19 protein-coding genes and 1 pseudogene are annotated in these 21,775 nt (G+C 36.9%); 12 read left to right on the top strand and 8 right to left on the bottom strand.

All coding sequences use genetic code 11. The features are described from left to right. The first annotated feature begins 4 nt into the window (after positions 1 to 4). The 4 genes from RHP76_RS16305 to RHP76_RS16290 all read left to right on the top strand — a co-directional run bounded on the left by RHP76_RS16305 (position 5) and on the right by RHP76_RS16290 (position 4,257). On the top strand, positions 5 to 1,273 hold the full coding sequence (locus RHP76_RS16305) for an acetyl-CoA C-acetyltransferase (RefSeq protein WP_311228591.1): 1,269 nt from the start codon (positions 5 to 7) through the stop codon (positions 1,271 to 1,273). A gap of 10 nt (positions 1,274 to 1,283) precedes the next feature. After that, positions 1,284 to 1,709 (top strand): PaaI family thioesterase, encoded by a 426-nt coding sequence (locus tag RHP76_RS16300; protein WP_062673236.1) that lies wholly within the window; start codon positions 1,284 to 1,286, stop codon positions 1,707 to 1,709. Positions 1,710 to 1,711: 2 nt separating this feature from the next. Continuing rightward, a complete protein-coding gene (fabF, locus tag RHP76_RS16295; RefSeq protein ID WP_062673235.1) occupies positions 1,712 to 2,953 on the top strand; it encodes a beta-ketoacyl-ACP synthase II in 1,242 nt (413 codons plus the stop codon). A 179-nt stretch (positions 2,954 to 3,132) separates the two neighbouring features. After that, on the top strand, positions 3,133 to 4,257 hold the full coding sequence (locus tag RHP76_RS16290) for a TlpA family protein disulfide reductase (RefSeq protein WP_120232468.1): 1,125 nt from the start codon (positions 3,133 to 3,135) through the stop codon (positions 4,255 to 4,257). Between the two features lie 83 nt (positions 4,258 to 4,340). Here RHP76_RS16290 and RHP76_RS16285 read toward each other — a convergent pair whose 3' ends face one another. From RHP76_RS16285 to RHP76_RS16275, 3 genes are read right to left on the bottom strand one after another with little or no spacing between them, the layout of a single operon-like run. Continuing rightward, the gene (locus tag RHP76_RS16285) at positions 4,341 to 4,820 is read right to left on the bottom strand and encodes a cupin domain-containing protein (RefSeq protein ID WP_228432347.1); all 480 of its coding nucleotides are present in this window, start codon (positions 4,818 to 4,820) and stop codon (positions 4,341 to 4,343) included. A gap of 21 nt (positions 4,821 to 4,841) precedes the next feature. Beyond that, complete coding sequence (locus tag RHP76_RS16280; RefSeq protein ID WP_183037424.1) at positions 4,842 to 5,261, bottom strand: Dabb family protein; 420 nt, start codon at positions 5,259 to 5,261, stop codon at positions 4,842 to 4,844. Positions 5,262 to 5,272: 11 nt separating this feature from the next. Next, positions 5,273 to 6,601: a porin gene (locus RHP76_RS16275; RefSeq protein WP_277693766.1), complete on the bottom strand. Its 1,329-nt coding sequence runs from the start codon at positions 6,599 to 6,601 to the stop codon at positions 5,273 to 5,275. Between the two features lie 237 nt (positions 6,602 to 6,838). Here RHP76_RS16275 and RHP76_RS16270 point away from each other — a divergent pair, with 237 nt between their 5' ends. Both RHP76_RS16270 and RHP76_RS16265 read left to right on the top strand, forming a co-directional pair. After that, a complete protein-coding gene (locus RHP76_RS16270) occupies positions 6,839 to 7,525 on the top strand; it encodes a response regulator transcription factor (RefSeq protein ID WP_062673226.1) in 687 nt (228 codons plus the stop codon). Continuing rightward, on the top strand, positions 7,522 to 8,895 hold the full coding sequence (locus RHP76_RS16265) for a HAMP domain-containing sensor histidine kinase (protein ID WP_123278612.1): 1,374 nt from the start codon (positions 7,522 to 7,524) through the stop codon (positions 8,893 to 8,895). Before RHP76_RS16270 ends, RHP76_RS16265 begins: the two co-directional genes overlap by 4 nt. A 31-nt stretch (positions 8,896 to 8,926) precedes the next feature. Here the strand turns inward: RHP76_RS16265 and RHP76_RS16260 are convergent, their stop codons facing one another. Both RHP76_RS16260 and msrB read right to left on the bottom strand, forming a co-directional pair. Then, a complete protein-coding gene (locus tag RHP76_RS16260) occupies positions 8,927 to 9,682 on the bottom strand; it encodes a murein L,D-transpeptidase catalytic domain family protein (RefSeq protein WP_137904433.1) in 756 nt (251 codons plus the stop codon). 127 nt (positions 9,683 to 9,809) lie between these two features. Further along, the gene (msrB, locus tag RHP76_RS16255; protein WP_227941159.1) at positions 9,810 to 10,256 is read right to left on the bottom strand and encodes a peptide-methionine (R)-S-oxide reductase MsrB; all 447 of its coding nucleotides are present in this window, start codon (positions 10,254 to 10,256) and stop codon (positions 9,810 to 9,812) included. Between the two features lie 142 nt (positions 10,257 to 10,398). Here msrB and RHP76_RS16250 point away from each other — a divergent pair, with 142 nt between their 5' ends. Together RHP76_RS16250 and RHP76_RS16245 are read left to right on the top strand one after the other, a co-directional pair. Continuing rightward, positions 10,399 to 11,643, top strand: coding sequence for a DUF445 domain-containing protein (locus tag RHP76_RS16250; RefSeq protein ID WP_123278613.1), 1,245 nt, complete (start codon positions 10,399 to 10,401; stop codon positions 11,641 to 11,643). A 28-nt stretch (positions 11,644 to 11,671) separates the two neighbouring features. After that, positions 11,672 to 12,562: a hypothetical protein gene (locus tag RHP76_RS16245; protein ID WP_062673219.1), complete on the top strand. Its 891-nt coding sequence runs from the start codon at positions 11,672 to 11,674 to the stop codon at positions 12,560 to 12,562. 30 nt (positions 12,563 to 12,592) lie between these two features. Here the strand turns inward: RHP76_RS16245 and RHP76_RS16240 are convergent, their stop codons facing one another. Next, positions 12,593 to 13,630, bottom strand: coding sequence for a quinone-dependent dihydroorotate dehydrogenase (locus RHP76_RS16240; protein ID WP_123278614.1), 1,038 nt, complete (start codon positions 13,628 to 13,630; stop codon positions 12,593 to 12,595). Between the two features lie 332 nt (positions 13,631 to 13,962). Next, positions 13,963 to 14,669, bottom strand: a pseudogene (locus RHP76_RS16235) (pseudouridine synthase). A 285-nt stretch (positions 14,670 to 14,954) separates the two neighbouring features. Between RHP76_RS16235 and RHP76_RS16230 the strand changes: the two are divergent. From RHP76_RS16230 to RHP76_RS16220, 3 genes are all read left to right on the top strand, one after another. After that, on the top strand, positions 14,955 to 16,496 hold the full coding sequence (locus RHP76_RS16230; protein WP_062673212.1) for a glycine--tRNA ligase: 1,542 nt from the start codon (positions 14,955 to 14,957) through the stop codon (positions 16,494 to 16,496). A gap of 108 nt (positions 16,497 to 16,604) precedes the next feature. After that, complete coding sequence (locus tag RHP76_RS16225) at positions 16,605 to 17,438, top strand: hypothetical protein (protein ID WP_311228590.1); 834 nt, start codon at positions 16,605 to 16,607, stop codon at positions 17,436 to 17,438. Between the two features lie 108 nt (positions 17,439 to 17,546). Continuing rightward, complete coding sequence (locus tag RHP76_RS16220; protein ID WP_120232460.1) at positions 17,547 to 19,076, top strand: hypothetical protein; 1,530 nt, start codon at positions 17,547 to 17,549, stop codon at positions 19,074 to 19,076. 133 nt (positions 19,077 to 19,209) lie between these two features. On the opposite strand, the gene RHP76_RS16215 is transcribed toward RHP76_RS16220, so the two are convergent. Next, positions 19,210 to 20,538, bottom strand: coding sequence for a M48 family metalloprotease (locus RHP76_RS16215; protein WP_311228589.1), 1,329 nt, complete (start codon positions 20,536 to 20,538; stop codon positions 19,210 to 19,212). 99 nt (positions 20,539 to 20,637) lie between these two features. Between RHP76_RS16215 and RHP76_RS16210 the strand changes: the two genes are divergently transcribed. Then, the gene (locus RHP76_RS16210) at positions 20,638 to 21,771 is read left to right on the top strand and encodes a serine hydrolase domain-containing protein (RefSeq protein ID WP_311228588.1); all 1,134 of its coding nucleotides are present in this window, start codon (positions 20,638 to 20,640) and stop codon (positions 21,769 to 21,771) included. Positions 21,772 to 21,775: the final 4 nt, after the last annotated feature.

The raw sequence follows: 21,775 nt of genomic DNA, 5'->3' as shown, positions 1-21,775 counted from the left end.
CCATATGGAAACAAAAAAAGTGGCTATTGTAGGATACAACAGAATTCCCTTTGCCAGAATGAATACCGCTTATTCAGAGCAGGGCAATCAGGATCTTCTGCTTGCTTCTCTGAACGGATTAATAGATCGTTATCATTTAAAAGGAAAACGACTCGGAGAAGTTGCGGGTGGCGCAGTCATCAAACATATTTCTGAGAGCAACCTCATCAGAGAAACAGTGATGAATACCACTCTTGACCCTGCAACACCTGCATGTGATCTACAACAGGCATGTGATACAGGAATTGAAGCTGCTATTTATATCGGAAATAAAATTGCCCTGGGGCAGATAGATTGTGGCATTGCCTGCGGAGTGGAAGCGATGAGTAACATTCCATTCGAATCTTCACCAAGATTAAGAAAAGCTCTTTTACAAGCGAATAAAGAAAAATCAGCATTTAGAAAAATAAAACAACTGCTAAACCCGAAGCTGAAAGACTGGATGCCAATTCCCTATAAAGGGCAGGAACCCAAAACAGGTCTTGTCATGGGTGAACACACAGAAATTACCGCCAAATATTACAAGATTTCCAGAGAAGAACAGGATGAACTAGCCTTAAAAAGCCACCAGAATATGGCAAAAGCTTATGATGAAGGATTTTTTGATGATATGATTACTCCTGCTTTTGGTTTAGAGAAAGATAATAACTTAAGACGCGATAGCAGTATTGAAAAGCTCTCACAACTGAAACCTGCTTTTGATAAGCAAAAAGGAACCTTAACGGCAGGAAATTCAACTCCATTTACAGATGGTGCTTCTGCAGTTTTGCTGGCCAGTGAAGAATGGGCGATAGCCAATAACCTTCCTGTCTTAGCCTATATCAGCTTTTCTGAACTCGCAGGAATAGAATATGTAGAAAATAAACAAGATTTACTTCTTGCCCCTGTTTTTGCAGCAGAGAGAATGCTTAAAAAAGCAGGCATGAATTTATCTGATTTTGATTATTATGAAATTCACGAAGCATTTGCAGCACAGGTTTTAGCCACAATAAAAATCTGGGAAAATGATGAGCTGGCCAAAAAATTCGGATTGGAAAAAGCTCTTGGGAAAATAGACAGAAGTAAACTGAATATAAAAGGAGGAAGTCTCGCAGCCGCCCACCCTTTTGCAGCAACGGGAGGAAGAATTATCGCAACACTGGCAAAACTTCTCCATGAAAAAGGCAGTGGAAAAGGATTTATATCCATTTGCGCAGCACGTGGACAGGGAGTAACGATGATTTTAGAAAAATAAAAACGCACGTATGGATAGATTAGCACAATTAAAACAATTCATCGGAAAAGAATTTGACCAGTCACCTTCTCCTTTTATGAAATGGCTCAATCCTGTTGTTCTTTCTGCAGAAGAAGGTCAGCTGGAATTTCAATATACCATAAGACCGGAATGGCTGAATCCTATAGGAAACCTCCACGGTGGAGTTACCGCTGCCATTATAGACGATATCATTGGCGCTACTATGTTTTCTTTAAATGAAAATTCTTTCATTACCACGATAAATAATGTCATCGATTATTTTTCAACTGCAAAAGAAAATGATAATATTGTAGCCGAAACTAAAATCATTAAAAGAGGTAAACAATTCGTAAATGCACAATGCGAGATATGGAACGCAGACAAAACACGATTGATCGCAAGAGGAACCTCTAATTTATTCAAAATCAATAACTAAGTATGAAGAGAGTTGTCATTACAGGTCTGGGCGCAGTGACGCCTTTGGGAAATAATGTCGAAGAATTTTGGCAAAACAGTATTAAAGGAGTCAGCGGAGCAGGACTCATTACCCATTTCGATACGGAAAAGTTTAAAGTTCATTTTGCCTGTGAGGTAAAAGACTTTGATCCTAAAGTATATCTGAATCATAACGAAATCAAGAGAAGTGATTTGTTTACACAATATGCCATGTATGCCTCATCAGAAGCCATTCAGGATTCCGGCCTGGAACTTGAAAAGATGGATCCTTTTGATACAGGAGTGATCTGGGGAACAGGACAGGGCGGAATGTGGACTTTTGAAAAAGAAGTAATGGATTTCGCTGCTGGAGATGGAACACCACGTTTCAATCCGTTCTTTGTACCGAAGTTTATTGCCAATATGGCTTCAGGAATGATTTCTATGAAATATGGGCTTCAGGGAATCAATTATACTACAGTTTCTGCCTGTGCTACGGGAAATACAGCATTGATGGATGCTTTCAATTATATCCGTCTCGGGAAAGCAAAAGTAATTGTCAGTGGAGGTTCCGAAGCTGCTATCACTCCGGCATCCATCGGAGGATTCTCTATTATGAAAGCCATGTCTACAAGGAATGATGACTTTGCTAGCGCGAGCCGTCCTTATGATGCAGACAGAGATGGTTTTGTAATGGGTGAAGGTGCAGGTGCACTGGTGCTTGAAGAATACGAACATGCTGTTGCCAGAGGAGCAAAAATTTATGCAGAATTAGCCGGAGCCGCCATGACGGCAGATGCTTATCATATGACAGCACCCCATCCGGAAGGAGCAGGAGCCATCAAAGCAATGCAACTGGCCGTGAAAGAAGCAGGAGCTAACATGGAAGACATTGATTATATTAACCCTCATGCTACTTCCACTCCATTAGGAGATATGGTTGAATTAACAGCCATCAATAAAGCATTTAAGGGAAGTAAAAACCTTGATATCAGTGCCACAAAGTCCATGACCGGGCATTTGCTGGGTGCTGCCGGAGCGGTAGAAGCCATTCTTTCAATCAAGGCTATTCAGAATGGAATTATTCCTCCAACAATCAATCTTCACAGTATTGATGAGAATATTCCTCAGGATATCAATATTGTTTTCGGAGAAGCAAAAGAAAAAAACATCAATTTTGCGTTGAGTAATGCCTTTGGATTCGGAGGACATAATGCAACTGTTGTTTTTAAGAAATTCTCTTAATTATCATAAACTTACGACAGATTTTCATATCTGAAATTGAATTATACATTCTTCCTTAGTCAGAAGAATAAAATTCTGAAAATATTTAACAGAAATAATTACAATCCTTGTGTTTTTAAAGCGCAGGGATTTTTTATATATAAAAGTTTTTGTAAGTTCGTTCCGTCACAAAATATTTTATGAAGAAACTTTTCTATGCATTATTAATTCTTATTTCGAATTTTCTTTATTCTCAGAATAATTTTGAAATTGATCTCAGTTCAGATTCATACATTAATGATAGCCTTATGTTAGGAGCTCCAGCCACCAGAAACGGGTTCGGAGAGCTTTATACATTCAAAATACAAACCAACAACAACATTTCTGATTTTGGAAAAAAGATCAGGATGAAACATTCTATTTATTATTTTAAGATTCAAAAGAAAAATATTGCAAGTGGTTTTACAGAATACCCTCAACCAGTAGCGTTTGGTTATATGGGAAAGAACGGTAAAGCGGGTTATAGTACAAAAGTATTTTTCTTAGAAGGAGGAAAATATAAAATTGATTTACCCAAAGACTTTAATAATGTAGAACTTAATATAGACTCCCCTACCAACAGAGAATATAAGATTTTACAAAAATCATTGGAACCGTTTTATATAAAATCAAAAAATCCCTATCAAGGTGATAGCTTGATCAATATAGATAAAAAACAGGAATTTTTAGGAGAATACATCAGGAAAAATCCCAATTCGTATGTTGCATTATGGGAAATTGTGAATGATTATACTCTTAACGATTACCATCCTGCTTATTTGAAAAACTTAAATTTATTTTCCGCAAAATTTAAACAAAACGCATTATACAAAGGTGTTGAAGCCCGTTTAAACGCAGAACAATCTACATCCATTGGACAAAAAATACCTGACATTTATTTTGAAAAGGGGAATAAACTGACTTCGGAAGATTTTAAGAAATATAAATTAACCTTTATTGATTATTGGTCAACGACTTGCGCCCCTTGCATAAAAAGTATGCCTGAAATTGTGAATCTGTATCATGAATATAAAGGTCAAAATGTAAACTTCATTACAATTACAGACGAGCAAAAACCCAATAGAATGGAGATTGCCAGGAATATTTTAAAGAAAAATAATGCGGATTGGATTAATTTCTTTGATGTAAACAAAGACTTCCAAAAAAAAGTGAATGCTACAAGCTATCCTCTTCATTTCATCATCGATGAAAACGGAAAAATAATTGCCCGAATCAGCAATAGCATTGAGGAAGCCAGAGCTGTTATTAAAGAATTTCTACAATAATTCTTCAAAAGAAAAAAGCAGTCAAAACTGACTGCTTCAAACATAACGAATTATATACCCCTTATAAAGAGATTGACTTGTAACTATTGAGCATCCGGGATAAAAAAATCATCGGCATTTTCAGCAATCGGAATATAGAGTCTCTCCCATTCTTTGCTTTTCACCATATCCCAGCTGTGGCCGGTTCCTTTAAGATCTTCAGCAAGAAGAACTACTCCCGGTTTAATCATAAAAGTGGAGCCATCCGTTACTTTAAATTTTATATTTCCTTTGATGGTAATCACATATTGTCTTCTGGGAGCCGGATGAGCATTTTTTTCCCACTCCTCCGTTTTATTGCTCATCCAGAATGTTGTGGTATTCATGTGTTTAAGAGTGGGGATTTTCCCTTTCTCAAAAGTACATGATCCGTCAGGATTGTTGATTAGTCTTATAGCAGGAATAAACTCAGTGGAGGTCTCCGAAGTGACACTTACATTTTTATGGTTTTTGTGTTGTGCATTCATAAATCCTACAGTACTTACTACTAAAACAAGGCTTAAGCCCTTAATGATATTTTTCATTATAAATTTAATTTTTTATTTTTAATTATAAACAGTATCATAAACCAGCATTCTTTCAAAGAATGGTTTATATTTGTGAACCAAAGCAAGATGCTCAGGAAGTTTTCCATATGCTTCAAGTTCTTCCAGGCTATCGAACTCCATAGAAGCATTATAAGTAAATGTGCTGTCTAAAACACTTCTCGGGCTGGAAGCTGCCGGTTTTCCGTAACGGAGATTCTTCTGATAAGGAAGCTTTTTAAGGCCTTCAAAAAAATTTTCAAATTCTTTTACCTCAGGCCCGGAAAGGTCTTTTCTAAGCCAGAACAACAAATAATGGAAGTACACTTTTTTCTTTTTTTTAGGATTAAACATGGGTAAAGCAGACGCAAACATATTTCCTGAGATCAGCAGCAAAGCAGAAGCCTGGACTGAGCGGAATAAAAATTTTCTTCTTTCCATTGTCATTTATTTTAATTAAAATCTATTCTGTATTTAAGGACAAACTGCCATTTCCGGTCTGAAACTACGGCATTGTTTGAAGGGTCATTGGTATAAACAGGTCTGTTCTGAGCGTCAAAGGTTAAACGGGAAGACATTCCGTTCATCAGCAGAGATATTCCTGCATCATAGATCACAGCATTATCATGAAGTCCTTTCAGATCTGACAGCTGCATTCCTACGGCAGGCTGAAGCTGAAGACTTTTCTTTTCTTTGTCCAGATAAGGCAGGGTTCCTCCCAGTTGTACATAATATGTATTTCCGGTTCCGATAACAGGCATTGCATTTCCTGCTCCATTCAGACTCGCTTGTGTAACATCTACAGAAGTTGCAGGATTATTGGTACCAACATACCGGATATAATTGGGTCCGTAGTCGTTATGCATCGCCATCCCATAAGCGCTTATTGACGTTCCTTTTTCTTTATTCAGTGGTGCATCATAAAATAAATCTACTGCAAAGCTTTTCATATCATCATTCACTGTATTTTTACCGGAATCCAGATGCCATAATGCATTGTGAATATAATCAAACCCGGCTCCCAGACTCAGTACATTCTTTTTCCCTACATAAGTTCCTGCATTAAAGGGAGTGGAAATATTTTCCTTGTCCAAAAAAGCATATCTGAAATATCCTGAGAAGTCTTTTCCGGGGGAGTTTTTACTAAAGGAAGCTACATTCAGTTTCGGATCAGAAGTTGCCATGGTATAAGGATCAGCCACTACCAGACGGTAATCAAATCTTCCGAGCTGTCCTTTAATATAGGCACTCAATTCCCTTACGGTATAATCTGTTGTTCCCGCATTGGAGGTTGCGTAAGCTGGAAGGTCGTATAACAGCGTATTCAAAGGTCCTGTAGTAAATCTTGAGAGGCCGCGCCATGTAGAACGTCCTGCTCCAAAAGCAATTTTATCATTAAAAGTATATTCAGCGTAGGCATCCAGAAGGTCAAAATAATTACTTCCTTTTGCATTGACATTCACGTTGGTAGTTCCACCCTGCAATACAAACATCAGCTTTTCTGTTGGCTTATAAGTCATTTTTACACGAACCCTTCTAAGCGAAAGGTCAGACAGGTCTGATTTTGCTTCGTTATTGACAAGGCTTCCAGGGTTAAGCTGGGTATATCTGGCCCACAATTCTGCATATCCGCTAAAGGAAATATATCTTGAGTGATCTTCATTGAAATAATGAGTCAATCCGGGATTATTAAAATCATTTTTTTTCTGGGCTTCTAATTTCCCCATAAGTCCTAATAAGGAAAACAACGCAATTGCTGTTTTGAAAGAGGTAGTCTTCATATTTTTCTATTCTTATCTTTTGTTGATTTCAACGGGACAAAATTAGATTGCTAAAAGGCCGACAGGTATTAGAAATCTATTAGAAACCTTATAGAAAACTATTAAAAGGGGGAATGTTTTCTGATAAAAGAAAAATATAAAATACCTTTGCACAGTGCTTTGGGAATAAATGAAAGTCAGGCTTTTAAAATCAAAAAAACGTTTGAAAACCAACACCCCTATTCATCGTATTTCTTTATGAAAATTTTAATTGTAGAAGATAATTCACGCGTTTCAAGCCTTTTGAAAAGAGGGCTGGAAAGCCAGCAATATCAGGTTTATATTTCGGAAGATGCAGAAGATGCGATTGTCCTGCTGAATAAAATAACATTTGATCTGGCCATTACGGATATTATGCTTCCGAAAATGAGTGGTATTGATCTGTCCAAACTGATCAAACAGCAATATCCTGACCTTCCCATCATCATGCTTACCGCTCTTGGAACCATTGATGAAAAAATTGAAGGATTTGACGCCGGAGCAGATGACTATATGGTGAAACCTTTTGAGATTAGGGAGCTCTATGTGAGAATCAAAGCTATTCTGCAGAGGAGATCAAATAAAAATAAAGAAGCTTATCTGACCGAACTCGAATATCATGACCTGAAGATCGATAAGAAATTCAACAGAGTTTTCAGAAACGGAGCGGAAATAGAACTTACTCCCAAAGAATTTAAACTCCTGGTATTTCTGGTAAGCAATGCCGAAAGAATTCTTACCCGTGAAGAAATTGCCGAAAATGTATGGGGGAATCATTTCGACACCGGAACCAATTATATTGATGTCTATATTGCTTATTTACGGAAAAAGATTGATAAAAATTTTGATCATAAACTGATTCACACCAAACCCGGAGTAGGATTTATTTTTGCTTCACAATTATGAAAATAGCAACCCGAACAGCACTCATTTATTCCATTCTTACGGCAGGCATCTTATTTTTGTTTGCTTACGTTCTTTATTTTGTTTCTGAAAAAAACAGAGAAGATGAATTCAATGACCGGCTGGGATACAAAGTGATCTGGCGTTCAGAATTTATATTTGATGCCAGAATCAGTGATGAAAAAATCCGTGAACTCCACCAGCGTAACCAAAAACTTCTGAATGAAGCAGACATCAGCGTTTATAACAGCAAAAAAGAGCTTACCTTCACAGATCTTCCTCCTCTCAAAAGCAATGAAAAATATCTGGATAAAATGATCAGATCCGATAAAAACAGAATATTCTGGCAGCGGGGTGATCGTCAGTATATTGCCATTCAGCTCTCCTCCAACGGAGAAAAATATTATATTATTGGAAGTGCGGTAGACGTCACGGGAAAGGCCCATATTTCTGAGTTTAAAAAAGATATCATCATCATCTACATCAGTTCGATTGTTATCATTTTTATTATAGGATTTCTTTTTTCCTATTATACGCTTAAGCCTTTAAAGGATATCATTCTCCAGATCCGTGATATTTCAGAACACAACCTTAATAAACGGCTGGATATTCCCAAGGCAAAAGATGAGATTTATGAACTCACGGAAACTTTTAATTCTACCTTCAACAGGCTTGAAAAATCCTTCAACAATCATAAGCAATTCGTGACCACTATTTCTCATGAATTCCGGACTCCTCTTTCTACCTTAATTGCAGAACTTGAGCTTGCCAAGGAACTTAACGTTACCTTGGATGACTATAAGCTTTCTATTGACAATGCTCTGCAGGATGCCAATGACGCTTCGGAGTTGTCATCTGCCTTGTTAGATTTTGCCAGAGCCAGCTATGATGTATCACAGATCAGTTTTACCAATCTACGTCTGGATGAGATTTTAGCAGAAGCTAAGCTTGCATTGCTGCAGAAAAATGCCGGCTTCAAAATCGGGATCAATTATATGAGCAATGCCTCAGATGATGATGAAAACAATTATGATTTTTATGGTAATCCTTACCTGCTGCAGGTTGCTTTTTCGAACTTAATAGAGAATGCCTGTAAATATTCGGCAGACAAAAGCTGTCATATTGAGATAGAAACCCAACAGGAACATATCAAAATCCATTTTATTGATCATGGGATCGGTATTTCAGAAAAGGATCTTTCAAAAATTTTTGATCTTTTTTACCGCGGTTCCAATAAAAGTTTCGAAAAAGGAAACGGAATAGGTCTTTCCATTGTAAAAAGAATTGTAGAAATACACGAAGGAAAATTGACTATCAATTCTGAAGTATCCAAAGGAAGTGTATTTACTGTGGAATTTCCTTCCAAAAATTAAAAAGCAGTCAAAAATGACTGCTTTTTTAATCTTACGCTTTCAACCATTCTGAGGAAGAAAGATAATTCTGATCAGGATAATAGATGAACAGACAGTTTTTTCCTTTAATCGTGTTGATTATAGACTGCGTCAGTTCTCTTGGGACGGCAGGGCATCCCCAGCTTCTTCCGATTCTTTTGTGCATCGCAGCAAATGCATCACTCACATAATCCGCACCATGCATTACAATTGCTCTTCTGTATGCAGCATCATTAAAGCCCTTATCCATTCCCAATAATTTCAGAGAGTATCCGTTATCGCCCTGATAGGTTGCATCCGTGATATAAAATCCAAGACTACTCTGCAGCGAACTTTCCTTATTAGAAAAATTCGTCGCAAATTCTTCGCCGGTATTTTTTCCGTGTGCTACCAATGAGTTGAACAGAACTTTTTTGTCTTCAAGGTCAATAATCCAAAGTCTTTTTGTATTAGAAGACATAGAAAAATCGCAGATAGTTAATAAATGCGAATCCTGGGTAAGCAATCCTGCTTTTTTTAAATTTTCATAGCCCGTCAATGCTTTTGAGAACACTTCATAATTCAGTTCATGCCCCGGCTCAAATGCAATAGATTGGTACAGTGCTTCTGATGAAGACACTGCTGCAGTGTTCTTCTCAGATTTCGTTTCAGCTACTTTTTCAGTTTTCGTTGTTTTCACATTCTCACTTTTCGCCACCACTTTTGGGGAAATGTAGAATGAAGTCGTCACCATGTAAACAAGGCCTAATACGCTATAAAATCCTTTCATTCAATACTATATAAATCCAAATTAGTGGGGCAAAATTATAAAAACATAATTACCAAAGGGTTATAACTCTAAAAAGTTTAACGCTATTTAAGAAACTTTAACGTCCTGATTTTGTGAATTAAAGTGGTTATTTTTGAGAATCCGGAACAAATTCCAGACTTACAGAATTCATACAATATCTTAATCCTGTAGGCTTCGGACCATCATCAAAAACATGTCCCAGATGGGAATCACATCTTTTACAAAGTACCTCTACTCTATCCATACCGTACGACTGATCTCTTACATAATAGACTCCTTCTTTATCAGCTTCAAAGAAACTCGGCCAGCCACAGCTGCTGGAAAATTTTGATGTCGAACGGAACAGATGATTTCCACATACCGCACAATAATATTCTCCTACCTCATCAAATTCGTTATATTTTCCTGTAAAAGCTCTTTCTGTTGCCGCTTCTCTGGCTATTGCGTATAGATCCGGAGCAAGGATTTTTTTCCATTCTTCATTGGAAACATTGAGTTTTGAAGTATCTGTTCTGGAGTAATATGGATTGCTTTTTGCTTGTGTATTTTCCATAGGAGTTTTTTTAATAGGTTCATATTTCTGCGTACATGCCTGCAGAATAATTAATAGGGTTATTGAAATTAAAAATTTCATAGTAAATTTTAATTCTTTAACCACGAATGGTTTCATAACCAAATTTAGTAAATTTGAGAATATGAATGACGAAGCAAAAAGAAAACAACTTAGAAAATATAAAGCATTTGCCACCGGATTATTTGTCCTGATGGCTGTTATTTTCATTGTTACCACTATTTTACAGAAGTCTGATAACTCTCACTGGATTGGCTATGTCCGGGCCTTTTCCGAAGCGGCAATGGTGGGTGCTCTTGCGGACTGGTTTGCGGTCACTGCATTATTCCGGCATCCTCTTGGCCTTCCCATTCCCCACACCAATCTGATTGAAAACAGTAAACAGAGATTGGGAGACAACCTTGGAAGTTTTGTGGTGGGTAACTTTCTTTCTCCTCAAAATATACGTCCTTATATCCAAAAACTTAAAGTTTCCAACTTTGTCGGTGAATGGCTGGGTAAGGAAAAGAGCCAGGAGATTTTGATTAAAAACCTGTCAGATATCGTTCTTGATATCCTCAATAAACTGGATGATTCTACGGTAAGCCAGTTTATCAGCAAAAAGGTTTCTGAAATGACCGATGATATCAAGCTTAACAAAGTGGTGGGAAACGGAATTGGCTACATATTGGAAAAAAATGACCATCAGAGAATCATCACCAATCTTTCAAAACAGATCAAAGAATACATCATTGAAAACGATGAAATGATTCAGGAGCGGGTAAAAAAAGGCAGTTATTCGTTCATTCCATCTTTTGTAGATAATAAAATCGCTGATAAAATTGCCGATGGGCTTTCTGAGTTTTTCAAAGAAATAGAAGAAGATCCCCAACATGAAGTAAGAGCATTGATAACCCAAAAAATTCATGAATTCTCAGTTGACCTGAAAGAAGATCCAAAGTGGGATGAAGAGTTTAAAACCATTAAAAACGGTCTTCTAAAAAATGATAAATTGGATGAATATTCCAATGATATCTGGGTTTCCATAAAAAAAACATTGATGAAAGAACTTCAGGAGGAAAACTCGGCTTTGAAAAACTATCTTACTAAAAATTTGAATGAGTTTGCCCAGAATTTAAAAACAGATGAAAATCTTCAGAACAAAATTGATCATTGGGTTCGGGTGACAGCTTATAAATATATTCTGAAAAACACTCATCAATTCGGGAATCTCATCAGTACTACCGTTGGAAACTGGCAGGGAAAAGAACTCAGTGAAAAGCTGGAACTGGAAGTGGGAAAAGATCTGCAGTTTATCAGAGTGAACGGGACGCTGGTCGGTGGGCTGGTAGGATTGATCATCTATACCATCGCACACTTCTTCATTTAAAAAAACTAAAATCCACGACAACTCAACCATGAAAAAAATTTTCAGTGTCTTCTTTTTCTTTTTCCTCACTTTTTTTATCGGTCAAAAAGTTGAATTAAAGAAAGTAACAGATTCTTCCCAGACTTTTACAGGAGAAATCGGAGGAATACCAATTACTGTTGAACTTAGCTACACAGGCATTGTCGATTGTGATCAATACCAGCATTATGTGGATGGATGGTATTATTATGACAAATACAAAAAGAAAATCCCGCTTACCGGAATATATGACTATTATGGAAATTTGTCGCTGTATAATTTTGGGACAAAACAAAAACAGAAATCAAAGCTTCTGAAAGAGCAAATCACCTCGCTGCAGAAAGTTGAAAAAACGGATGAGATGGCACAAAAGCTTTCGCCGCAGGAATATCTTATATTTGAAAAGATCAATACGGATAAAAATCCGGTGACGGGGTCTTTTTATTTTGGGAAAAAAGTTCTGCCTGCAAAATTATTTACGGGCAATGCTATGATCTACCGCCTCAACAATTATCTGTACTTACCGAATAATAAAAAAATCAACACCTATGATTTTATCAATAAAGCAGGCGGAAACGAGCTAATTTCCTATTCTTCAGGAGAAAACGGGAACCGGGTTTTATTGTACTTTGAGCAGACATCGAATTTTAATGCCTGTGGACAGTGCGGGGCAAGTGAAGGAGAAAAAGGCTATAGAGTACTATACTTCACAAAAGACTGGAATTATAAAAACTATGAAGAATTCCTTACTGAGAGCTGCCGGGAAAATATATATGACGTTACCAAAACGAAATCCAAAGACAAACAAACAATTACCTATAAAATAGGCAAATCCGAAAGCACTCCGCCCCATACGCTTACAGTAAATATTAAAAACGCATCTGTTGTAAAGTCAAAATAAAAAAGAGAGTCATATCAACTCTCTTTTATTTTATCTCGGTAATCTGCTGGCTCTTTTTAGTAATTCCTGATTGATGTCGTTGATCAGTTGAGGACCTTCATAAATAAATCCGGTGTACAACTGAACCAATACAGCTCCTGCATCCAGCTTCTCCATCGCATCTTTAGCAGAATGAATTCCTCCTACTCCAATGATTGGAAATGCCCTGTTGCTTTTATCAGAAAGGTATTTGATCATTTTTGTACTTCTTTCACGGATGGGCTTGCCACTTAATCCACCATTTCCTATCTGTTCTAAAACTTCGGGGGAGGTTTTCAGCCCTTCTCTGTTCACAGAAGTATTGGACACTACAATTCCATCGATTTTTGTTTCTGCAATCAGTTCAATAATTTCATCCAATTGATTATTATTCAAATCCGGTGCAATTTTCAGTAATATAGGTTTCTGTACAGATTTTGACTGGTTTATCTTTTTCACTTCCGTAATCAGCTCTTTCAGATAGTCTACGTCTTCCAGCTTGGCGTGGCTTCCAACATTCGGGCAGCTTACATTTAGGACAAAGTAATCTACATGAGGATGAAGACCTTCAAAACAGTCCAGATAATCCTGGGTATAATTTTCCGGGCTTGTATCTGTATTTTTCCCGATGTTTCCACCGATGATTATTTTTCCTTTGTTAGATTTCAGCTTTTCAATAGCAGCTTCAAGACCATCGTTGTTGAATCCCATTCTGTTGATGATCCCACCATCTTCAATCAAACGGAACAATCTTTTCTTAGGATTTCCGGCCTGAGCTCTTGGAGTTACCGTTCCGATTTCTACAAATCCAAAACCAAGATCTCCCAATTCGTTAAATAACACTGCATTTTTATCGAAGCCGGCAGCCAATCCTACAGGATTTTTAAATTTTAATCCGAAAACTTCTCTTTCCAGACGCTTGTCTTCAATAGGTTTTGGTAAAAACAGTTTGGTAAGAAATCCAAAATTTTTAAGCATTGAAAATGTAAAATGATGAACTTCTTCAGGATCAAATTTGAAAAGGATCGGACGAATGAGCGATTTGTACATTGAAAAAAAGTTTTACAAAATTACTCATTTTAAAATTAATGCTAGATTGATGTATGATATTTTATCGAAATGGCTCATCTATAGTATCTATAAACTGGAAAACAACTGTATATGCAACAACTCAGTGGGATTTTTTTAGTGCGGCGACCGCAAAGAAAGATGATTATCCTGAAAACATTTTGGTTCGCAAGGGGGAACGAAGTGCTCTTGCGATCGGAAATAAAAAGCAGACATAATTAAACTTTGCGAACATTGCTTTAAAACAATGGGCACAGGGAAAAGTACTATTAAATACCTTTTGAGATACTTAGAAACACCATGCTTGTGATAAGTCAAGGTTTTAATGAAGAGTACTCACTCAGATCGAATTTCAGAATATCCCCTACTCTTTTGAACTCTTCATCTATAGTAGCATTTACGGTGATTCTTTCGTTAGAAATGGGATGATTAAAAATCAATTGGTGTGCATGAAGCGTCATTTTGTTGATGTCAAATGTCTGAAGCCACAACTTATTTTGTTTGTTGCAGCCATGTTTTCTACAACCTAAAATAGGATGCAAAATATGCTTAAAATGTTTTCTCAACTGATGAAATCTTCCCGTTTCAGGAATGGCTTCTACCAAAGAATATCTCGAAGTCTGATGCTTTAGAAAAGGTAAATCTATTTCTGAAGTCTGCAAACGGCGATAGTTTGTAACGGCATTTTGCTTAACTTCATTTTCATTAACCAAGTCATAATCAATCGTTTCTTCTTCTTTTGTCCAACCCCGAAGAATGGCCAGATATTTCTTCTCTACATCGCGTGATGCAAACTGCTCGCTCATGATTCTAAGAGTATCTTTATCCAGAGTAAAAAGCAGAACCCCGAAGTTTTCCGGTCTAACCGATGTACGGGATACACTTTTTGCCCGATCTGTTTCTTCAACTCCTGAATAGCATAGGTATCAGCTTCTCCGGCATAAAAAGATTTATGAACCAGTAATCCGCTGGGTTTGTTGATGGCAATAAGATGCTCGTCACGATAAAGAATTTCTAACATCCGGCAAAAGTAAAGATTTTTCGATTGATATTATATGCTGCCATCTTTGTAAACCTAACAGGGTTAGACATTCCTTTATCAATAGCCCCGATCTGAGAGAAAATCCCGCAGCGAGGCGGCGGCGCGAAGCAGAGCCGCCGAGCGAGGAATTGCAACGGAGAGCGGGTTCCCGGCTCCTGAAAAATTAAATTGTCAATATTTGTATGTTTATTAACTGCTTTTTTTATTGAATCTCATGATTTTGGATCCAAATTGCTATTTTTGCATTTCAGACGTAAAAAAATTATGGCAAAGCAAGAAGATGTTTTCAAGAAAGTGATTTCTCACGCTAAAGAATATGGTTTTATTTTCCCATCGAGTGAGATCTATGATGGTTTATCCGCTGTTTATGATTATGGACAGAACGGTGCCGAACTAAAAAATAATATCAAACAATATTGGTGGAAAGCTATGGTACAGCTTAACGAAAATATTGTCGGCATTGATTCGGCGATCCTTATGCACCCAACAACCTGGAAGGCATCGGGCCACGTAGACGCTTTCAACGATCCATTGATTGATAATAAAGATTCTAAGAAACGTTTCAGAGCAGACGTTTTGGTGGAAGATTATTGTGCTAAAATTGAAGATAAAGAGAATAAAGAAATCGAAAAAGCAGCGAAAAGATTCGGGGATGCTTTCGATAAAGATCAGTTTGTTGCTACCAATCCAAAAATTATTGAATACAGAGCAAAAAGAGAGGCTATTCTTTCAAGACTGGCAAAATCTCTGGAAAATGAAGACCTTGCTGATGTAAAAGCTTTGATTGAGGAGCTTGAAATTGCAGATCCTGATACAGGTTCTAAAAACTGGACTGAAGTAAGACAGTTCAACCTGATGTTCGGGACAAAGCTGGGAGCTTCTGCTGACAGTGCTATGGATCTTTATCTGAGACCTGAAACGGCTCAGGGTATTTTCGTTAACTTCTTAAACGTACAGAAAACTTCACGTCACAAGCTTCCTTTCGGTATTGCACAGATCGGTAAAGCATTCAGAAATGAGATTGTTGCGAGACAGTTCATTTTCAGAATGCGTGAGTTCGAACAAATGGAAATGCAGTTTTTCGTAGCTCCGGGAACAGAACTTGAATTCTACGAACAATGGAAGCAGAAACGTCTGAACTGGCACAGAGCTTTAGGTCTGGGGAATGAGAACTACAGATTCCACGATCATGAAAAGCTTGCTCACTATGCGAATGCTGCGGCTGATATTGAGTTTAACTTCCCATTCGGATTTAAAGAGCTGGAAGGTATTCACTCAAGAACAGATTTCGACTTAAAAGCGCATGAAGAATTCTCAGGAAGAAAACTTCAGTTCTTTGATCCTGAGAGAAACGAAAACTATGTTCCTTATGTAGTGGAAACTTCTGTAGGTTTAGACAGATTGTTCCTTTCCATATTCTCTCATTGTTTAAGAGATGAAACGTTAGAAGACGGTTCAGAAAGAACAGTTTTATCGTTACCTCCGGCATTGGCACCCATTAAAGCAGCTATTCTTCCATTGATGAAGAAAGATGGTTTGGCAGAATATGCAGAAAAGATTTTCAATGATCTGAAATATGATTTCAACCTGTTCTACGAAGAGAAAGATGCGATCGGAAAACGTTACAGAAGACAGGATGCCATTGGTACTCCATACTGTATCACTGTGGATCACGATTCTCTTACAGATCACACGGTAACCATCAGAGACAGAGATACGATGCAGCAGGAAAGAGTTCCTGTTTCAGAGCTGAGAAGAATCATTGATGAAAAAACGAACTTCAGAAATTTACTTTCTCAATTATAGTTTAAAAGCCCTGTTTTTTCAGGGCTTTTTTATTTTTCATACATTCCGGAACAACCTACCACAAAAATGATTATTTTTAGCGGACTAAAAACTAAACTAATAATAACCATGAAAAAACTGATGTTTTCATCACTTGCTGTGGCATTGCTCTCAAGTTGTGTTTCTAATGATAATCCGGCCGACCACAGAGACAACAGCAATAATTCTCAGAACAATAATAACGGGCCTTTTCATCTCTTAAAAAAAGCAACAGACGTCAACCCGGGTGGTCAGCCCTATGTGGTGGAATTCAAATATAATGGAGATAAACTTGTAGAAACATATAATGCACTGGATGATGATCGAGTTGTTTATACTTACAGTGGAGATTATATTGCTAAAACAGAAGAGTTCATTGGTGGTGCTCTGGTTCTGATGAGAGAATTCACCTATTCTAATGGAAGGCTTTCAACGGAGAAAATTACTGATAAAGAACAGGGAACGCTTACCTATACCAAAATCTATCAGTATCTCAGTGATACCCATGTTCAGTTTGATGAGTATAAAAGCGGAACTTATAATCCTGCAACAGGAACATATTCCAATCTTGTATTTGCACAGGTGGATGTCAATTTAACCAATGCTGGAAATGTAGCTTCAGCTAAATATACTTATAACGGAGTTACCTACAATATCACCAATACTTATGACACTTTCAATAGCCCTATGAAAGGGATTAAAGGTTTTGTTAAGATCAATTTATTTGACGTGAGTGATGGTCAAATAGGTTATAATAATTTATTGAATCAAACCGAGAGTTATTCCGGTTCATCCAATGGAACGAACAAAATCTCTGCAGTTTACACATTTAACGGAGATAACTACCCTACCAAAGCCGTTACCACTTATGAAAGTTCGGGTTATGGAACAAGCACTCATAACTGGCTTTACGAATACTATTAGTAATTGTTCTGCCTTTTTAGATCATAAGCTTTGGAAATATTTCCAGGGCTTTTTTATTTTTCGCAACATATGGGTTAATTTATTACTTTTATCGCTCAAATTTTAACCATGAAAAAAATAACGCTGATGATGTTTGGACTGATCCAGACATTTGCATTTTCTCAAACTCAGGACCTGACAACTCTCGCTGCAGGTGATCACGTGGGAATGAATGCTCTATTCGATGATAAAGACAATCTTTACGGCTACGTTTCTCTATACTCTTACGGTAAATCCGGTGATAAGACCAAGAAGTTTGAGTATGTTATCCTCGATAAAAACCTCAACCCTGTTGCCAATAAAGAGTTTGAGGGAGATATTACGGCTGCTTCTTATTTGGGATATGTTGATTTTAAAGGTCAGATTATTTTAAAGCCTTCCATGATGGATTATTCTCTTGTGAAGAGCAAAGAAGTCTTTACTCCGGTTTCTATGGTAATCGATCCGAAAACCAACTCTATTACCCGAAAAATATATTATGATTATCTGGAAAACGGCACTTTCAAAGAGATCAACGAACCGAAGAGCTGGAAGGAACAACGTAAGGAAAACCGTGATGAGAAAAAAGAGAAAGGCTATAACTACGTTTCTGCGGTAGGAGAACTGAAAGAAGGTGGCTATTTTGCTGTTGAATACAAAGATTATGGGAAGTATGAAAACAGCAACAGCCTCATGAGGTTTGATGACAACAAAAAGGAAATCTGGAGATACAAATACAACACTGACGGAAGTAAAAAACTGTACACTACTTTATCCGTTCTGGAAAGAGACGAAAATTATATGTACTGTATCCTGAAGAAAGTGAATGACAAACAGAAGACATTCAATCTGATGGTTCTTGACATGAAAACCGGAAAAGAAACATCCAACAAACCGATTACCGGATTATCTGATGATACAATAGACAATATTGAATCCTTCTACTCCAACTACAGAAAGCTTGATAATGATAAAACTTTTGATGATAAAATAGTTCTGCTGGGAAGAAACTATGATGATTCAGAATCAGTAGGATTTGCAAGAATGATCCTCAACAAATCTGATTTTTCGGTAGATATGAAAGCGATCAATTATGAACCCAATATTTCTGCTTTTCTTCCCAAGGTCAACAAATATGGAATGGTAGAAAGCGGTTATATGCTTCAGACCAAAGATATGTACTTTATGAACGATGGAAGTGTGGGTATTTTATCCGAAAAATACAAACCGGCAGGGCAATACAACGCTCCAAAGACTACAGATCTTGTGTATATCTACACGGATAAAGATTTCAAAGTGAAAAATGTTCAGGTTTTTGAAAAGGAAAAATCAAAATGGGTCAACAGTGATTATCTCTTCTCACAATACCTCAACGGCGGAAAAGACGTAGTGTTTTTCTATCGTGACTATCAAAAAGACGAAGTAACCAGGCAGAAAAGATGGAATTTGTTTATCAATACCATTATTGATGGAAAATTCAAACAGGAGATTATTCCAATTTCTGAAAAAGACAATTATGCAGTAACGCCATACGTTGGAAAAGAAGGCTACATCCTGCTTCGGGAGTATAATGAAAAAGAAAAGTTTAACAAGATCCGTCTGGAGAAATTAAATTATTAATACAAAAAGAACCCTGACTAAACATCAGGGTTTTTCTTTAGGTTTTGACTAAAGTCAATAGAATTTTCTATTATTTCAAAAACGGGCTTCCTTCTGCTAAGCTCAGGATTATAGCCCATTCCTATTGATAAAATCAGTTTACTTTCGTTATCGTTTCATTCGTCTGATAAAAATCTGCGATATTCTTTATTTCATCAAGGCTTAAGTTCCACATAAAGTTCAGAAACTGCTGGTAACTTTCACTTTGATTTTTAGGTTCTATTCTATCCAGGTACCGGTTCAGATTATAATTTTTTCTTGCTTCATATATTTTGGTAAAGCATCTTCCCAACCAGCTTTTATAGTATTTTTCCTCCTCTTCATCCTGTAAAAACTGCATGGCAGCATAGATTCCCAGTCCATAATCTTCTGAATGGAAATAATTGGGTAAAATCTCCATTCTCGCCGTTTTTCTTAATGTTAAAAACAGATCTGAGGGTTTTTCCGGATTAACAGGAGTTTTAAGCTCTGTAAATGTCTTTTTAAGCACTTCTAATCTTCTGGAAACTTCAGGATGAGAAGCAAGAGAGTCTTTGTTCAGCTTTTCTTTATAAAAATTATAATTGTACAGAGAGAAATCTTCCTTCTTCATCCATTTTTCATTGAATGCCTGCTTGGGAAGATTAAATAGTTTTTTATATGTTTCTACCTTCAACTCTCTTGGTGAAATGGTATCAAAATCCTGCAATCTCTGAAGAGCATTGATGAATTCTGCTTTCTTGAAATCACTGTTTTTAAAGATAACATATCCCAAAGAATCTGCCTGCATTTCGCTTTGCCTTCTTTCTACTCCTTTCTTGTAGGCTGTATTTTTAAAAATATCGAAAGCCTTTTGGTTCTGGCCCTGGCTTCTGCTTGTTGTAGTAGATTTTATGTTCTGCACCACCACTTTATCCTGTTTATCCTGTTCGATAATTTTCAAAAAAGTCTTCAGGGAATGCTCCTCTATTTTATGTCCCAGCTCATGGGCAATCACCGCGGCAATCTGTTCCTCATTATTCAGCCAGCTGTAAAGCCCCATGTTGATGACAAAGGTTCCATCAGCAAGACAATAAGCATTGGGTGTGTTGTCTTTTGCAATCAGAATTTTCAGGTCCTGAGGAATTGTAGGATTATTCTTTTTAAGACGTAGAATCATAGACTGTATACTGGTTTCAAATTCAGATTTAAAGATAAAATCCTTATTCTTCACCTGCTTTTCAAAATCAGTTCCGAATTCTTTATAAATTTTGGATAATTCAGAACCTGTTTTTCCGGAATATTGGGACTTTAATCTCTTTACAGTGGCTTCATTATTTCCTTCAAAACTCTTTAAAAACGCTTTTCTCTGTATATAGTCTGCGGTATCTATTGGTTTATAAATCTGGGCTATTCCCATAATTGAAAATAGGAAGTACCCCAATACAAAAAGTTTTCTGGTCATAGTTTTATTCAATAAGAACAAAAATAACTTATTTGCTGATTCATTTTAAATTTTATAACCAAATTATTCTAAATTTGTTAAAGACCCATTCGTGAAAAAATGAGAATACTAAAGTATATGATAGGTGGAGCTGTAGCAGGTGCAGCAGCGGCTTATTTTTTGGGATATGATTATTTATTTAGTGGTATTTCCAAAACCTACCTTAAAGGAAAATCAAGTGCATACATCGACGACGGAGATCTTTTCCCCAGCAACCCTATTGCGACGGAAGAGCCCAGGCTATGGGAAGAAGATCCTGACTACAACAAAAAAGATTTACCTAAATACTTAGTTGAAAACTTAAAACACTCCAGGACAGCAGCTTTGGTAGTGATAAGAAACGGAAGAATTCTTCATGAACAATACTGGGAAGGCTATAACCAGCTATCCCAAACCAATTCTTTTTCTATGGCAAAAGCAGTGACTGTGATGCTTTTGGGTAAAGCACTGGAAGAAGGAATTATTCCATCTATTGATGAAAAGTTTTCAGATTTTTATTCTGAATTTAAAAACAAACCCTTTGGAAATAAGGTTACCCTTAAAAATTTAGCTCAAATGGAAGCCGGACTGGACTGGAATGAAGACTACAACAATCCTTTTCTGCCCAATGCTAAAGCCTATTATGGAAAAAGCCTTGTAAAAGCTGTATTCACAAGAAAATTCAAAGAAGAACCAGGAGTCAGATTTGAATATCAAAGCGGTTCTACACAACTTCTTGGTTTTGCTCTTCGAAAAGCACTGGATAAACCATTGGCAAATTATTTATCAGAAAAGTTCTGGGCTCCTTTGGGTATGGAGCAAAATGCTAAATGGACTACAGATAATCATGGTATGGAAAAAGCCTATTGCTGTATTCATTCCAATGCAAGAGATTTTGCCAAGCTGGGACAATTATTTCTGGATGATGGAAAAGCGGGAGACCTGCAAATCCTCAATCAAGATTTCATTGAACAGATGAGAACTCCTACTGAAAAGTCTGAAAACATTTATGGAATGGGACTTTGGATTAATCATGACAACCCCATCAAACATTATTATTTCCTGGGATTACAGGGTCAATATATCATTATGGTTCCGGAGCACAATATGGTTATTGTAAAAACCGGAAGCTATTCCAACAACCCTAAAAATGACAGAGGAAGACCTGATCAGGTAAAATTTCTTGTTAATGAAATTGTACAATTATTCCAATAAAAAC

The sequence above is a fragment of the Chryseobacterium sp. SG20098 genome, assembly GCF_031844745.1.
GTDB classification, from domain to species: domain Bacteria; phylum Bacteroidota; class Bacteroidia; order Flavobacteriales; family Weeksellaceae; genus Chryseobacterium; species Chryseobacterium cucumeris.
Note: the sequence above shows the minus strand (reverse complement) of the source record. Positions and strands in the feature narration are given on the sequence as shown.

What these genes read in the sequence shown, in the direction of transcription:
- RHP76_RS16305 (WP_311228591.1), top strand. Translation starts at nt 5, where the DNA reads ATGGAAACAAAAAAAGTGGCTATTGTAGGATACAACAGAATTCCCTTT.
- RHP76_RS16300 (WP_062673236.1), top strand. Translation starts at nt 1,284, where the DNA reads ATGGATAGATTAGCACAATTAAAACAATTCATCGGAAAAGAATTTGAC.
- fabF (WP_062673235.1), top strand. Translation starts at nt 1,712, where the DNA reads ATGAAGAGAGTTGTCATTACAGGTCTGGGCGCAGTGACGCCTTTGGGA.
- RHP76_RS16290 (WP_120232468.1), top strand. Translation starts at nt 3,133, where the DNA reads ATGAAGAAACTTTTCTATGCATTATTAATTCTTATTTCGAATTTTCTT.
- RHP76_RS16285 (WP_228432347.1), bottom strand. Translation starts at nt 4,820, where the DNA reads ATGAAAAATATCATTAAGGGCTTAAGCCTTGTTTTAGTAGTAAGTACT.
- RHP76_RS16280 (WP_183037424.1), bottom strand. Translation starts at nt 5,261, where the DNA reads ATGGAAAGAAGAAAATTTTTATTCCGCTCAGTCCAGGCTTCTGCTTTG.
- RHP76_RS16275 (WP_277693766.1), bottom strand. Translation starts at nt 6,601, where the DNA reads ATGAAGACTACCTCTTTCAAAACAGCAATTGCGTTGTTTTCCTTATTA.
- RHP76_RS16270 (WP_062673226.1), top strand. Translation starts at nt 6,839, where the DNA reads ATGAAAATTTTAATTGTAGAAGATAATTCACGCGTTTCAAGCCTTTTG.
- RHP76_RS16265 (WP_123278612.1), top strand. Translation starts at nt 7,522, where the DNA reads ATGAAAATAGCAACCCGAACAGCACTCATTTATTCCATTCTTACGGCA.
- RHP76_RS16260 (WP_137904433.1), bottom strand. Translation starts at nt 9,682, where the DNA reads ATGAAAGGATTTTATAGCGTATTAGGCCTTGTTTACATGGTGACGACT.
- msrB (WP_227941159.1), bottom strand. Translation starts at nt 10,256, where the DNA reads ATGGAAAATACACAAGCAAAAAGCAATCCATATTACTCCAGAACAGAT.
- RHP76_RS16250 (WP_123278613.1), top strand. Translation starts at nt 10,399, where the DNA reads ATGAATGACGAAGCAAAAAGAAAACAACTTAGAAAATATAAAGCATTT.
- RHP76_RS16245 (WP_062673219.1), top strand. Translation starts at nt 11,672, where the DNA reads ATGAAAAAAATTTTCAGTGTCTTCTTTTTCTTTTTCCTCACTTTTTTT.
- RHP76_RS16240 (WP_123278614.1), bottom strand. Translation starts at nt 13,630, where the DNA reads ATGTACAAATCGCTCATTCGTCCGATCCTTTTCAAATTTGATCCTGAA.
- RHP76_RS16230 (WP_062673212.1), top strand. Translation starts at nt 14,955, where the DNA reads ATGGCAAAGCAAGAAGATGTTTTCAAGAAAGTGATTTCTCACGCTAAA.
- RHP76_RS16225 (WP_311228590.1), top strand. Translation starts at nt 16,605, where the DNA reads ATGAAAAAACTGATGTTTTCATCACTTGCTGTGGCATTGCTCTCAAGT.
- RHP76_RS16220 (WP_120232460.1), top strand. Translation starts at nt 17,547, where the DNA reads ATGAAAAAAATAACGCTGATGATGTTTGGACTGATCCAGACATTTGCA.
- RHP76_RS16215 (WP_311228589.1), bottom strand. Translation starts at nt 20,538, where the DNA reads ATGACCAGAAAACTTTTTGTATTGGGGTACTTCCTATTTTCAATTATG.
- RHP76_RS16210 (WP_311228588.1), top strand. Translation starts at nt 20,638, where the DNA reads ATGAGAATACTAAAGTATATGATAGGTGGAGCTGTAGCAGGTGCAGCA.